Here is a 13,702-nt window from a genome sequence, read left to right as displayed (position 1 = left end):
TCCGGATCATGATTCACCGACCTGTTGCGATCTTCGCGCCGCCTCGCAGATAGTGCACAGCGACCGCGACCGCCCAGCAGTAGCCGAGGAGCAGCGAGAGTTGCTCCAACAACCCGGCCGGCGCCGGTCGCCACAGCCCAAGGGTGTCAAGTCGATAGGCGATTCCGGCGGCGAACGCGAGCACGATGATCAGGATGCCGGTGATCAGCGAGTAGTTCGCCCAGCCCGGCCGGTCACGACGCAGTCGCCGGGTCAGGATGAACGCGGCCGAGGCAAGCCCGGCGAAGATCATCAAGCCGGCGACCTGATGGACAGCACCGGCCGTGCTGACGGCCGCACTCCGGGCACCCGGCGGATAGTCGAGGGCCGGGTCGGTCGGCACCAGCCCGCCGACGATGAGGCCGATCGCGGCGACCGTGATCATGATCGGTCCCCACACAGCGGCTGGGCCGTTCCGCAGGGTCCGCCGGAGGCCGACGGCGAACAGGCCGAGGAGCAGGCCACCGACGACGAAGGTCGTCGTGAACGGCCAGGCGCGATCGCCGGTGCCGAGCTGACTGACGCCGTTGCGCCACAGGCTGTACCCGGTCCGGGTCGCACCGTCGATCAGGACGATCAACGGGACCAGGACTCCGGCCGTGATGCCGGCGCCGAGGAACGGTTGTGCGTTGGTGCTGCGGTTGGTCGTGATCATGGAATCCTCCAGTCCTCGCGTGAGCCCGCGCTCACGGCCGACCAGGCTTCCCGGCACTCCGCTCATGTAGCGCCTGGATGGCGCCCGATGGACAGCGTACACTAATTTCAGTTGGGACTGAAACGACTGTAATTCACCTGAAGGGAGAGCTGGTGCCGACCGCAACGGACGAACAGCTGCAATGGATCGAGCGGGTCGCGACCTATCTCGCCCGCGATGGGATGCCGCCGATCGCCGGCCGGGTGCTGGGCTGGCTGATGATCAGCGAACCGGCCGAGCAGAGCGCCGCCGAGATCGCCGCCGCGGTCGGCGCTTCGAGGGCGTCCCTGACGACGACCCTTCGCTTGCTCATGGCCGCCGGATTCGTGACCAGGCAGGGCCGCGCCGGAGAGCGTACGGCCTATTACCGGATCGACGACGACGCCTGGGGTCGAGTGGTCCGTGCCCAGGTCGCTTCGATCGGGACGTTCCAGTCGATCGCCGAGGACGGACTGCGCCTGGTCGGCCGGAAATCGTCGCGGCGAGAAGGGCTCAACGCTGCAAGCGATGTCTTCGCCTGGATGGCCGAGGTCTTCGAGAACGCGCCGCCGATGCCGAGACGGGACGGTTCTCGATGAAGGCCCGCGCCTTGATCGTGGGCGCCGGAATCGGCGGACTCGCCGCCGCGATCGCGCTGGACCGGGTCGGCTGGGACGTCACCGTGTTCGAGCGCTCCGACCGGCTCGGCGGCGACGCGGGCGCTGGGCTGTCCCTGGCTCCGAACGCCATGCGTTGCCTCGATGAGCTGGGCGTGGGCGACCAGGCCCGAGCGGTCAGCTCGCCGACCCAGGCGACTGGCACGATCCGCCAACCCGACGGCCGCCATCTCGTCCGCGCCGATCCGGCGGTGCCGGCTCCGCTGCGCGGATTCCGCCGGTCACAGTTGCACCGGGTCCTGCTGGCGGCGGCGGAGTCGATTCCCGTGTGCCGTGGCGCCGAGGTCACCCGGGTCCGAGCCGCCGATCAGGTCATGATCGTCGAGCATGCCCACGGTCAGGCGGAGTCCGAACTGGTGATCGGGGCCGACGGCATCTGGAGTACGGTCCGGCGCCAGGTCGTACCGACGGCCGGCCCGCCCACGTTCCTCGACTGCACCGCCTGGCTCGGGGTGGTCGAGCACCCCGACGGAACCGACGGCCTCGCCGGCAGCATGACCATCGGTCGCGGCCGCTACTTCCTGATCCACCCGTTGGGTGACGGGCACTACTACTGGGCGCTCGGAGCCCGCGCCGACCGGCCGGGGGTTCGTCACGAAGACGAGCTCGCCGTCGTGCTCGACCAGGTGCGGGACTGGCACGCCCCGATCCCGGACCTGGTCGCGGCAACGACCACGATCCGGCACATTGACATCCACGAAGTCCAGCCCCTGGACAGGTTCGTCCTCGGCCGATCCGTGCTGCTCGGAGACGCCGCACACGCCATGAGCCCCGACCGCGGTCAGGGAGCCGGGCAGAGCCTCGAGGACGCGGTCGTCCTGGCACATCACCTGGCCGGCCAGCCGGACCTTGACCATGCCCTCGCCGCGTACGACCGCTCACGGAGACCGAGAGTGCAGGCGATCGCCCGCGACGCCCACCGGACCGGTCAACTCATGCTGAACCTCGGACCGCTCGGCTACCGGCTCCTCACCGGGGCCTTCCGGCTCACACCCTCCCGGCTCTGGAACCGGCTGACGGCGCCCGACAGCAACCCGGTCTGGCGTTGGCGCCCGCCAGGCGCGCCCGATCACTGAACGAGGAGCCTGGTGGCGTACGGCAGCAGGTGCTCGAGGACCGCGGTCAGGAAGTGGCCCGGCTCCTCGTGCATCGGCAGGTGGGCGGAGTCCTCGAACCACTCGATGATCTTGGTCGGTGCGGCCAGCCGGTCCAGCCAGGCGACGGCCGGGGCGGTCGGCGTCACGTAGTCGTGCCGGCCGAGGAACAGGATGATCGGGATCTCGAACGAGTGCACCTCGGTGAAGTCGATCTCGATGAACCGGGGCAGCAGGTGCTCGGCCAGGAACTCGCGGCCGGCCCGCGCGGAATCCCGGTCGGCGGGGGAGTAGTCCGGCGCCACCAGCTCCCCGTCGTCGAAGTACGCGCTGTCGGCGCGACCGGCCGCCATCCCGCCGAACCGGGTCACCCAGCGACGTTCCACGGTCAGGGTCTCCCGGCTGAACGACTCCGGATAGGGCGCGATCCCGTCCAGCTCCTCGGCCGCCGTACGATCGCCGCGCCGGTCCGCCTCGGCCCGCGCCCAGCGCCAGCTCTCCGCCTCGCCGGCCGCGGTAGAAGCGATCTGGCAGACGCCCAGATAGGCCGAGAAGAGGTCCGGCCGGAGCAGCGCGGCCCGGGTGGCGACGGCCGTACCCCAGCTGTGCCCGGCCAGCAGCACCCGCTCGACGCCGAACTCGGCCGTGATCAACTCGGCCAGCTCGACGGTGTCGCGGGCGCAGTGGTCGAGGCTGATCGCGTCCCGGAGCCGGTCCGGATCGTCGTGCTGGAAGCTGCGTCCGGCCCCGCGCTGGTCGTACTGGATGACGGTGAGGTGTTCCTCGAGCGGCCGCTGCCACATCCAGGACGTCGCGCTGAGCGGGGTGCCGGGCCCGCCGTGGACCATGATCAACACCGGGTTCCGCCGGTCCCGGCCGCGCAGCGAGACCACCTGCGGGCTGCCGCCCAGGTCGACGATCCGGGTCTCCTCGATCGCGTACGGCGTCGTCAGCCGGGTCAGCTCGGAGATGATCATGCTCGGATTGGTCATGGCCGCATCCTCCCCGATGTTCGGGATCGGTCCGGTTAGGTTAGGGCCCGTGGTGAGAAACGCTGCGGTGTACGCGAGGTTCGGCTGGCGGCTGGAGGCCCAGCACTGGCAGGCCCTGGTGCCGCCCGGTGCGGAGTGCCGGATCGACCTCGCCGACGACGGGAACAAGGTGACGTTCGCCTCGCCGGACGGCGCGATCACGTTCACCCGGCTGGCCGACGATCAGGTCGGGCCGCACCTGACCGGGATGGAAGGCTATCTCCGCAGCATCGGGGCGCCGGACTCGCTGGTGGTCCGCGCCCTGTCGACGTCTGCCGTGTACGGGTCCGTGGCGGATCACGACCTCGAAGTGGGCCTGCCCGGTCAGGTTCTGCTCGACCTGACCGACCGGACCGGCGGCTTCTGCTTCCTGGACGGCCGCGCGTTCATCGACTGCGACGGCCGGGACCTGGTCGCCGAGCCGCTGCGGCCGGACCAGGACCGGGTTGCGCGGCGGGCACTGGTCCTGCTCGCGACCACGTACCGCAGCGCGCTCGAGGCGGGCCTGGAGGACGATCCCGAGCTGATCAAGTCCGAGGAGAGCCGGCTCCGGGCCTGGCTGGACGGGACCGAGCTCGGCGACGAACCGGAGCCGGCCGAACGGGACTTCCTGGACCAGCCGGCCGGCGCGGTCGGCACCGACCTGGCCGCGGAGCACATGTTCGACGCCGAGGCCGCTCTGGCGCTGCTCTGGGCGCTCGGGGTGATCGACACCCTGCCCGCGCTCGATCCGGGACGGCAGCCGCTGGACACGGTGACCGAGTTCCAGGTGCCCGGACCCGGCCCGTACAGCGGACGACCGGAGCCGGTGCTGCGGTCGGTCGCCGAGATCGATCGGGAGTGGCGGCGGCTGCAGGCGCTCGACTGGCGGCTGGCCGAACAGCAGCTCGACCGGCGTCAGGTCGACTTCGCCGCGTGGGCCCGGGACACCTGGTTCGGCGCGGTCGAGTTGGACGGGATCCCGCTGATCGACGGTGACCTGGCCGTCGGCGGGACACCGGTCTCGGAGCTGGACGACCGCGCGTCGTGGTGGCTCTGGCGGCAGACGGCCGAGCGCCACCGCGCCCTGAACTGGCTGATCGGCGCCAACCCGGTCTACGGCGCGGTCGGCGCCCCGACCTGATCGAGCGACACCACGCGGCCGTCGGCGTGCACGTCGTAGGTGCGGCCGGCGACCCGGAGCCCGTGCAGCACGGCACCCGGGTCGAGCCCTGCCAGCACCGGCGCGGCGGTGACCGTGCCGTCGGCGCCGACCCGGACCCCGAAGAGTGATTCGATCACCAGGGCGACCCAGGCTCCGGACGAGGAGCAGGACCAGTCGATGATGTACGGCAGCTGCGGGGGAGCCTTGCGGGCGCCGCCGTTGATGCCCGGCTGGGCCTCCTCGACGAAGTGCGCCTGGCCGGTCGGACCCTGGTTCGCGGTCCGGGCCAGGCCGGGCAGCCAGTCCAGCGCGACGTCGGGCGCGCCGAGGTCGACCAGGGCGCGGGCCGCGTCCGCGGGCCAGGCCGGGTAGGCGCCGTTCCACTGGTGGTCCGGCCGGACGCTGAAGCTGGCGTCCGGGTCGTACGGCGACAGGGCGCGGATCCAGTTCTCGGTCTGCAGCTCGCGCCGGAAGAAGTCGATCATCTCCGTCTTCACGTCGGGAGCAAGATCATCGGCGATCGTGGTGCCGACGATGCTGAAGTCGTAGCAGTGCCGGACGCCGAGCCTGGTGCCGTCCGGCTGCCGGGCCGCGAAGAACCCGGTGCCGGGCTCGTACAGGTCGATCACGTGCGGCAGCAGCTCGTCGGCCGTCTTCCGGAGTTGATCACCGTCCTGGCCGGCCCGGTCGAGCAGGTCGGCGGCCGTCCGCAGGTTCCACACGTTCGCGGCGTTCAGGCTGGCCACCTCGTGAGTGTACGAACTCACGCACTCGAGCAGGTTCTCGATCTCGCCGTAGTCGGCCAGGGGAGAGGCCTTGCGGAAGTCCTGCCAGGCATAGGCCCACTGCCGAAGATGATCATGGACCGGACGTCCGGCCAGCTCCTCGGCCAGGAATTGTTGATCACCGGTGAACCGGACGTAGTCGTCGACCAGCCGGGTCATCGCGTAGTCGTTCACCGAGTACCACTGGCCGACCGGGCCGCCGGTCAGCGACGAGGTGCCGAAGTGGGTGTGGATGTCGCTGGCGATCCAGTGCGCGAGCTGGCGCCGCATCGGCTCCGGGTCGAGCAGTGCATGGGTGAGCGAGCTGAGGCTGAAGTCCCAGATGAACGTGGTGGTGGACCAGTAGTTCGGCATCAGCGTGTCGTAGCTGCGGCCCAGCACGTTGCCGGCGAAGTCGCGGCGGAACCAGATCACGCCGAGCACGCCCCACCAGTAGAGCCTGCGCAACGCGTCGTTGTCTGTGGTCAGGATGGGCAGGCTGCCGGAGAACTCGCCGCTGCCCGGCGTGAAGGCCGCGCTGAGCTGGGTGTTCCAGAACTCCTCGGCCGCCTTGATCGCGGCCGGGACGTCGGCGGCGACTCGGTGGAAGGTCGCGCCCGCCTGCTCCTCGGTGCTTCCGATCGCTTGTACGTAAGCGATCCGAGCCGATCCGCCGGCGGGTACGTCGAGCGTCGTGTCGACCGTGCCACCACGGGCGGTGCCGCCGATGCCGACCTCGTACGCATCGCCGGGCGCCTTCGCGACGCCACTGGCCCTGACCGTGGCCGGCCGGTCCAGCCCCTGCACCGACACCGCGGCGCCGCCCGGCTGGGTGAAGATCATCCGGTCCAGCCCATCGTTCCCTGAGCCCGTCGAAGCGCCGTCCTGAGCCTGTCGAAGGGGGCGAACCACGGTCTCGTTCGCCGCGCTCGGAGATTCGGCCGACAACCAGGCGCCGTCAGCCTCCCGGACCCTCGCGTTGAGGGTGAACCCCAGCCCGACCGTACGATCCTCGCTGCCCAGATTGTGCACCCGCACGTCGATCGCGACCGCGGTCTCGCCCGGCACCGCGACGGTCGTCGTCTCGATCCGCAGCCCGGGCAGCTCGGCACTGCGGACCACCCGGTCGGGCCGCCACGCGTGGGTCACCTCGGCGCCGTAGGAGGCGAACAGCCGGCCGTCCACGAACAGCGTCGCGGTGGCGGTCAGGCCCTGCGACACCGGCGGGAAGGTGACCGCGCTGAGCTGGGTCAGGTCATGATCGACCCGGACCGTACCGAGCAGATTGGTCAACCCGCTCGGCGCGATCAGGTCGTCGTAGTGGTGGCTGACCGGGTCGGCCGCAAGATCATCAACGGTCGGAACGGACACGAAGAAGACTCCTCAGTATTGACCAAGGGCGAGGCCCTTGGCGAAGAAGCGTTGAGTGCACAGGAACAAGATCACGGTCGGCAGCGAGACCAGGACGCCGGCCGCGAGCACGGTGGACAGCTGGGCTCCGCCGTACGTGCTCTGCATGCCGGCCAGTGTCGTGACGATCGGCCGGACCGCGTCGGACTGGGCCAGCACCAGGCCGAGCAGCAGGTCGTTCCAGATGAACGTGGCCTGCAGGATGAAGATCGCCACCAGCGCGCTGACCGACATCGGGAGGTAGACCCGGGTGAAGATCGACCAGACCGAGGCGCCGTCCAGCCGGGCCGCCTCGAACACGCTGTGCGAGACGCCGGTGAAGAAGTTGCGCATCACGAACGCCGAGAACGGGGTGGCGATCGCCGTGTAGATCAGGATCATGCCGATCCGGTTGTCGTACAGGCCGACCCGGGAGTAGCCGTCGAACAGTGGCAGCAAGATCATCTGCAGCGGGAAGATCGTCCCGCCGAAGATCACCACGAACCAGGCGAACCCGTGCTTCAGACCCAGTGCGACGATGCCGAAGCCGGCCGCCGCGCCGACCACCACGGCCAGGGCGGGGGCGACGACGCTGTAGAGCACGGTGCTGAGCACACTGTCCGCCATCCCGGACAGGCTCAGCGCCTCGGCGATGTTGGAGAACAGCGCGAAGCCGTCCGGGACCCAGGACTGCCGCGAGTCGTACACGGTCGGGTCCTTGCTGGCATTGATCAACAGCAGATAGACCGGGATCAGCCAGAGCAGCCCGAAGATCACCAGGATCGTGGTGCGGACGATCTGGGAGGCCTTTCCGTTCATGATCGTCTCCTCAGATCTCGTTCTTGCTGGACAGCTGGCGGCGCAGGTAGAGCACCGAGGCGATCAGCGTGATCACGGTCAGGAAGAGCGCGATCGCGGAGCCGAGCCCGTACTCACTGTTGACGAAGGTTTCCTTGTACATGGTCAAAGCAAGCGTCTCGGACGCGCGGCCGGGGCCGCCCTTGGTCATGCCCTGGACGATGTCGAACGTCTTCAGGCTGGCCACGATCGACAACCCGATCACCACCGTCGTCAGCGGCCGCAACATCGGCCAGATGATGTTGCCGAGCAGCCTGGCACCGGTCGCGCCGTCCAGCCTGGCGGCCTCCAGCGGCTCCTTCGGGATCGAGTTCAGCCCGATCGTGAACAGCAGCGCGTTCACGCCGACACCCTGCCAGGCGCTGGCCAGGATCATCATGATCGTGTTCAGCGGCGCGTCGACCAGCCACCGCGGCCCGCCGAGGCCGAACGCCCCGAGAGCCTGATCGAGGGCGCCGCCGCTGGACAGGATGAACGACCAGATCAGGCCGACGCCGATCCCGGACAGCGCGTACGGGATCAGGAACGGCAGCCGCAGCCAGGCGCCGCCCGGCAGGTTCCAGGACAGCAGGGCGAGCACCAGGCCGAGGCCGACCGGGACCAGCAGGGTCCCGGCCACCCAGAGCAGCGTGTTGCCGACCGAGCCGAGGAAGCCGCCGTCGTCGAACATCTCGGCGAAGTTCGCCAGCCCGACCCAGTCCGGGCTACCGAGCCCGTTGTAATCGGTGAAGCTGAGGAACACCGTCCACAGCAGCGGTGCGTACAGCAACACCGCGACGATGATCACGCCCGGGGCGACGAACCCCAGCCCCGATCGCTGCGTTCGCACCGCAAGACTCGCCATGCGCTTCCTTACCTCGGATCCCTCGGATGTCCTCGTGCTACTTGTTCTCGGCCCAGTACTTGTCCGCCTCGGCCTGGATCGCTTCCAGGACAGGCATCGGATCACCGGGGTTGGCGTTGAACGCGCCGAACTGCTCCAACGCCACGGTCAGGATCGGCGTCGGGGTGGCCTCGTAGTAGCGCTCGACCAGGGTGTACTTGTCGGTCGCGATCTCCTTGCCGAGCTGCTCGAGGCTCTTGTCGGCCACGGTCGCCTTCGGGTTGAACGGCACGTCACCGCGGGCCGAGGACCAGGCGCTCTGCGCGTCCGGCGACATCCACCACTTCGAGTACGCGAGCCCGAGCGCCTTCTGCTTCGAGTTCTCGGCGACACAGATCGGGCCGGTCTCGACGGCGACCGGCGTGGCCGGCAGCTCGGCGTTCTTGGCCGGGATCACGAAGAAGCCGTAGTCCTCGCCGGACTTCATCCCGGCGCCGTCCAGCGAGCCGTTGAAGAAGCTGCCGAAGTTGATCATGGCGAAGTCGCCCTGCTTGAGCCCGTTGGCCGGGTCGGTGTTGCTGCCGGCGTCGGAGAACCAGCCCTTCTTGTGCTGGTCCAGCCACTCGTTCATCACCGCGACGATCCGCGGATCGGTGTACTTCACCTCGCCGGTGGCCAGGCCGTTGTAGAGCGCCGGATCGGTGCCGGCGACGAGCTGCTGGAACCACTGGAAGGTGAACAGCGTGCTGGTCTGGTAGTACGGCGTGACACCGGCCGCCTTGAGCTTGGTCGCCGCCGCGTCGAGCTCCGGCCACGTGGTCGGCACCGCGACGTCGTTCTCGGTGAAGATCTTCTTGTTGTAGTACATCACCCAGTAGGCGATGTTCATCGGCACGCAGTACTGCTTGCCGTCGAAGGTGTACGACTCGCGCAGATCCTCGGTCACCCAGCCCTGCTCGACGGCCTCGGTCCACACCTCGGTCGTCTCGGCGACCAGCTTCTCGTCCACCAGCTCCTTCAGCGACGGCCCGGTCTGCCAGGTGAACAGGCCGGGGCTCTTGTCGGTCCGGAATGACTGCTTGATGAAGGCGTCGTACTGGTTCGCATCGGAGTAGCCGGTGGTGTTCAGGGTGATCTTGGTACCCGGCTCCGAGGTCTTGTTCAGCTCGTCGAAGTCAGGCTTCCAGGCGGCCTTGTTGGTGAAGAAATCGAGCGTTCCGGTGACCGGCTGATCATCGGTGCCGCCCGGGGCGGGGCTGGAACAACCGGCGAGCAACAGCCCGGCGGTCGTGGCCGCGGCGATCAGGCCGGTGGCGAGGGAACGGAATTTCATGATCGAACTCCTTTGTTGCCGGCGGCGTTCGCCGGGTTGTCATGAGGGGTGGGTGCGGCATCGGAGAGAGTGCCGCGGACGTAGGCCTTGACGGTGGCGAACCGGGTGGACTGCGAGTTCTCGGTCCGCCGGATCCGGTACGGGCCGACCGCGGCCGGGATGATGAACGTCTCGGCGTAGTGGATCAGCATCGGCGGGAAGGCGTCGGTCGGGCTGATCACCTCGACCTCGTCGCCCTCGACCAGATTGAGGACGTTGACCGTACCGTCGGTGTGGTGGTCGGCGTGATCGTCGAACCAGTGCCGGCGCACCTCGATGAACTCCAACTCGTGCAGGCCGGTGCGTTCCTCGACCACGTCGCCGTCGCGGCGGAGTTCCTCGGGGCCCTGCAGCAGGTTCTCGGTCACCCAGGCGGTGTCGCGGTCCCACTGGATGTTGGCCGCACCATGATCGACATGGACCGGCCGCGGGATCCCGTCCAGCCCGACCCGGCCCCAGTCCCACAGCTTGAAGGTGAAGATGAACGGCGTCGCGGAGATCTCCAGCACCATCGAGTTGGCGCCGGAGCAGTGCACGGTGCCGGCCGGGATCGAGAAATGATCATGTTTGCGGGCCGGGAAGGAGTTCACGTACTTCTCGGTGTCGAACGGGTGGTCCGCCTGCTGTGCCGCCCGCAGGTCGGCCACCATGGCGTCCGGGTCGATGCCGGACTTCAGGCCGAGGTAGACCACCGCGTCCTCGTCGGCGTCGAGCAGGTAGTAGCTCTCGTCCTGGGTGTAGTGCATGCCGAACGTGTCGGCGATGTAGTCGGTCAGCGGATGCACCTGGAGCGACAGATTGCCGCCGCCGACGGTGTCCAGGAAGTCGAACCGGATCGGGAACTCGGCGCCGAACCGGGCATACGTCTTCGCGCCGAGCAGGCCGCGCGGCTGGGACAGCACCAGGTCCAGGGCGGGGATCTCGACCGCATGATCACCGTCGGCGAGCAGCAGCGAGTTCTCTTCGGGCACGCAGTCGAAGCACCAGGCGTAGTTGGGCGTCTCGGTGTCCAGGCCCAGCTTGTCCTGCATCCAGTGGCCGCCCCAGACACCGGGGTCGAAGAACGGCACCACCCGCAGCGGCGCATTCACGGCGGCCTCGAGCGCACCGCGGAACGCGTCGCCGGTGATCATCCCCGGCTCGCGGGCGGTGCCGGAGCTGTGCCCGATCGCGTTCCCGTCGAGCAGGAAGTCGATCGTGCCGAACAGGTCCCGCTTGTGCCGGTCGGCGATCCGCCACTCGATGAAGAAGCCGCGCTTGTACTTGCGCAGGTTGTCCTCGGCGCCGTTGTCGCTGCGCCAGTTCGGGGCACCGGCGCGCTGCCGCTGCTGGATCTCCCAGCGGGCCAGGTCGACCAGCACCACGGCGTCGGGCCTGGCGGCGGCGAGGGCGGCGCCCCAGCCGATCAGGACCGTTGCGGCGGTCCGGTCGGCCAGCCGCTCGGTCAGCGCGGCGAGCCTTTCCTTGTCGTAGAAGGCTTCCAGCCGCAGGTGGCTGATCACGCCGAACACCCGGTCGTCGGTGAGGTGGTCGGCGATCCGCGCGTCGATCTCCTCGATCGGCCGGGCCGCTTCCTGCTCGACGTCGATGATCACGGCGGTCGGCCAGGCCTCGGTCAACTGTCGGGTCAGCTCGGCAAGATCGACGCCCGGGTAGGTGTCGACGATGATCAGCGGCGGCCGGTCCTCGGCGCGCGCGTACGCCAGGTCGCGGACCCGGTGCCAGGCGGCGGCGCCGGTGATCACCGACTCCCCGGCCGGCAGCGGCACGGTGGGGTAGCGGTCGTAACTGGACTTCTGAACAGGTGCGGTCGTCAACGCTTCCTCGCAGCGGTCGGGGGAACGGGGTTGGACTCCGTCGCGGTCTGCGCGGCGGCCAGGGCGGCCAGCCCGCGCAGCACCGAGTCCTCGGGGCGGTCGGGGGTGATCAACTCCGGCCGGTGGGCGGAGGACCAGAGATGCTCGTGGACGTAGTCGGTCAGGGGCGGCAGCACCCGGTCGCGGGCCCGCAGCACGCCGCCGGACACGATGACCACTTCGGGGTCGTACGCGTGGCAGAGGCTCACCAGCGCCGCGCCCCAGACAGTCAGGAACCGGGTCCGCAGGTCGGCGGCCGCCGCGTCGTCTTCCGCCGCCGCGAACAGAACGGCCAGCCCCGGCCGCTCGATCCGGGCCAGTGCGGAGGCGTCCCGCTGCGGGTGCCGGGCCAGGTGCAGCGGCAGGCTCCAGGTGCTCGCCTCGGCCTCGGAGCAGCCCAGATTGCCACAGTTGCAGGGAATCCCGGACAGGTCGACCGTCTGGTGGCCGCCCAGGATTCCCGCATGGTCATGACGACCGCGGAGCAGCGTCCCGTCGATCAGTGCCGCCGTGCCGATCCCGGTGCCGAGAGTCATGATCACCGCATCGGTGGCGCCGCGGGCACAGCCGTAGGTCACCTCACCGAGCAGCGCGGCCCGGGCATCGTTCTCGATCATGGTCGGGACGCCGAGCGCCGTGGCGCCCCAGGCCCGCAGATCGCGATCACCGAGGTAGCCGTACTTGTCGTGCGCTCGGATCAGCTGGCCCGCGGCCCGGTCGACCACGCCCGGAAGAGCGACCCCGGCACCGTCGACCGGAACTCCGGACTCCTTGATCAACTGCCCGGCCAGGTCCGCGGCCCGGTCCAGGTCGGCCGGCTCCCCGGTGACCACGAACTCGTCCCGGAGGAGCACCGACCCGTCCTGATCGAGCACACCGATCTTGACCGAGCTGCCCCCGAGATCGATGGCCACCCGCGCCTTCGCGCTCCGCTCGCCTGCCGTCACCTTGGTAACGTTACCAGCATCGCGCCACCCAATTCCGCCCACCCGGCACAACAGCAGGCGTTCTGGCGGCGTGTCGCTGCCGAAGTGACGTGTCGGCAGGTGGGCTTCGGGTGCCGGGGTGCCGGGGTGCCGGGGTGCCGGGGTGCCGGGGTGCCGGGGTGCCGGGGTGCCGGGGTGCCGGGGTGCCGGCGTGGGGTGCGTGGGTCGCAAGATCGGGAACCGGCCGAGTCGCAGGCCCGGACCCCGCCGTCACGTACCGGGCGTCGGCCTGGGTGCTCCGCTGGTTGCCGGCGCAGTACCTCGGCGATCTGCAGGCCGATCGGTGCCGGGTTGAGCGAGCTCTCGGGTCCTGGAACACATCGCCAACTCGCGCCCGCAGCGAGCACGGCTCGGTCGCGGACCGGCCGATCAGGTCCTGGCCGCGGTAGCGGGCGACCCGGTGATCACCGCCGTCGAGGAGGGGCGATCGGGCCGGGCTCGCGGGGACGCGGCAGACACACGACTTGGCCGCAAGGCACGGATCGCGAGCCTCAGGATGGGCCGGGCCGCCGGGCAAGATCAGGATGATCTTGGCTTGCCGGGATGCTCCTGTCCGGGCGCTCGGCCGCGGCTGGATCCTCTACTCGGCGCCAGCAGGAGCTGTGCCTCATCGAGTGTGACCTTGTGACCCGTTGAAATCGATCTCCAGTGTCCGAAACCTCACACTCGACGCCAGGCACGGCGTAGTGCGTGGTCGTTGGCGAAGGGGGGCGAGCGGCGCTACCGAGCTGGGCTCGCCCAATCTCCTCGCGCTGGGAGCTGCCCTTACTCGGAACCGGACGGATCGGTGTACTCCGGGGCAGCGCCCGGAGGCGGCCGACGAGAGCTGTGGACGTCGCAGATCTGACGACTGCTTCAGTTCCATCGTGGGAATCGGCCGAATTCCCAAACGATCGTCAAATCTGCGACATCGGCCCGGCGTAGTCCGCGGGTCAGCGGGCGCCGGCCCAGCGGCGCGGGTGATCTCTGGCAGCACCGGTTCCTTCGCCGTGCGGA

At 69.5% G+C, this 13,702-nt stretch carries 11 protein-coding genes; 3 read left to right on the top strand and 8 right to left on the bottom strand.

Features of this window, described 5'->3' with window-relative positions:
• Window positions 1-13: 13 nt before the first annotated feature.
• Entirely contained in the window at window positions 14-694 is a 681-nt protein-coding gene (locus tag ACFQU4_RS26335; RefSeq protein WP_377497733.1) for a DUF998 domain-containing protein, read from the bottom strand.
• 152 nt (window positions 695-846) lie between these two features.
• On the opposite strand from ACFQU4_RS26335, the gene ACFQU4_RS26330 reads away from it, so the two are divergent.
• Window positions 847-1,311: a GbsR/MarR family transcriptional regulator gene (locus tag ACFQU4_RS26330; RefSeq protein ID WP_377497730.1), complete on the top strand. Its 465-nt coding sequence runs from the start codon at window positions 847-849 to the stop codon at window positions 1,309-1,311.
• Window positions 1,308-2,465, top strand: a complete 1,158-nt coding sequence (locus ACFQU4_RS26325) for an FAD-dependent monooxygenase (protein WP_377497728.1) — start codon at window positions 1,308-1,310, stop codon at window positions 2,463-2,465. The genes ACFQU4_RS26330 and ACFQU4_RS26325 overlap by 4 nt, the downstream gene beginning before the upstream one ends.
• Here the strand turns inward: ACFQU4_RS26325 and ACFQU4_RS26320 are convergent.
• Entirely contained in the window at window positions 2,459-3,475 is a 1,017-nt protein-coding gene (locus tag ACFQU4_RS26320; RefSeq protein WP_377497726.1) for an alpha/beta fold hydrolase, read from the bottom strand. The two genes, ACFQU4_RS26325 and ACFQU4_RS26320, sit on opposite strands and share 7 nt — an antisense overlap.
• A 49-nt stretch (window positions 3,476-3,524) precedes the next feature.
• Between ACFQU4_RS26320 and ACFQU4_RS26315 the strand changes: the two genes are divergently transcribed.
• The gene (locus tag ACFQU4_RS26315; RefSeq protein ID WP_377497724.1) at window positions 3,525-4,637 is read left to right on the top strand and encodes a DUF4272 domain-containing protein; all 1,113 of its coding nucleotides are present in this window, start codon (window positions 3,525-3,527) and stop codon (window positions 4,635-4,637) included.
• Here the strand turns inward: ACFQU4_RS26315 and ACFQU4_RS26310 are convergent.
• The 6 genes from ACFQU4_RS26310 to ACFQU4_RS26285 are packed head-to-tail and all read right to left on the bottom strand — an operon-like array spanning window position 4,610 to window position 12,667.
• Window positions 4,610-6,793, bottom strand: a complete 2,184-nt coding sequence (locus ACFQU4_RS26310; RefSeq protein WP_377497722.1) for a hypothetical protein — start codon at window positions 6,791-6,793, stop codon at window positions 4,610-4,612. The two genes, ACFQU4_RS26315 and ACFQU4_RS26310, sit on opposite strands and share 28 nt — an antisense overlap.
• Before the next feature lie 12 nt (window positions 6,794-6,805).
• Window positions 6,806-7,630, bottom strand: a complete 825-nt coding sequence (locus ACFQU4_RS26305) for a carbohydrate ABC transporter permease (protein WP_377497719.1) — start codon at window positions 7,628-7,630, stop codon at window positions 6,806-6,808.
• Between the two features lie 10 nt (window positions 7,631-7,640).
• Window positions 7,641-8,498 carry a carbohydrate ABC transporter permease gene (locus tag ACFQU4_RS26300; protein WP_377497717.1) on the bottom strand — a complete coding sequence of 286 codons (858 nt, stop codon included), beginning with the start codon at window positions 8,496-8,498 and terminating at the stop codon, window positions 7,641-7,643.
• A 52-nt stretch (window positions 8,499-8,550) separates the two neighbouring features.
• Window positions 8,551-9,825: an ABC transporter substrate-binding protein gene (locus ACFQU4_RS26295; RefSeq protein ID WP_377497715.1), complete on the bottom strand. Its 1,275-nt coding sequence runs from the start codon at window positions 9,823-9,825 to the stop codon at window positions 8,551-8,553.
• Window positions 9,822-11,681: a mannose-6-phosphate isomerase gene (locus ACFQU4_RS26290; RefSeq protein WP_377497713.1), complete on the bottom strand. Its 1,860-nt coding sequence runs from the start codon at window positions 11,679-11,681 to the stop codon at window positions 9,822-9,824. The genes ACFQU4_RS26295 and ACFQU4_RS26290 overlap by 4 nt, the downstream gene beginning before the upstream one ends.
• Entirely contained in the window at window positions 11,678-12,667 is a 990-nt protein-coding gene (locus ACFQU4_RS26285) for an ROK family protein (RefSeq protein WP_377497711.1), read from the bottom strand. Before ACFQU4_RS26285 ends, ACFQU4_RS26290 begins: the two co-directional genes overlap by 4 nt.
• Between the last annotated feature and the right edge of the window lie 1,035 nt (window positions 12,668-13,702).

This window comes from Microlunatus sp. GCM10028923 (assembly GCF_042666975.1).
Classification (GTDB): domain Bacteria; phylum Actinomycetota; class Actinomycetes; order Propionibacteriales; family Propionibacteriaceae; genus Microlunatus.
The sequence above is the reverse complement of the archived record's forward strand: the minus strand, read 5'-3'. Positions and strand labels throughout refer to the sequence as shown.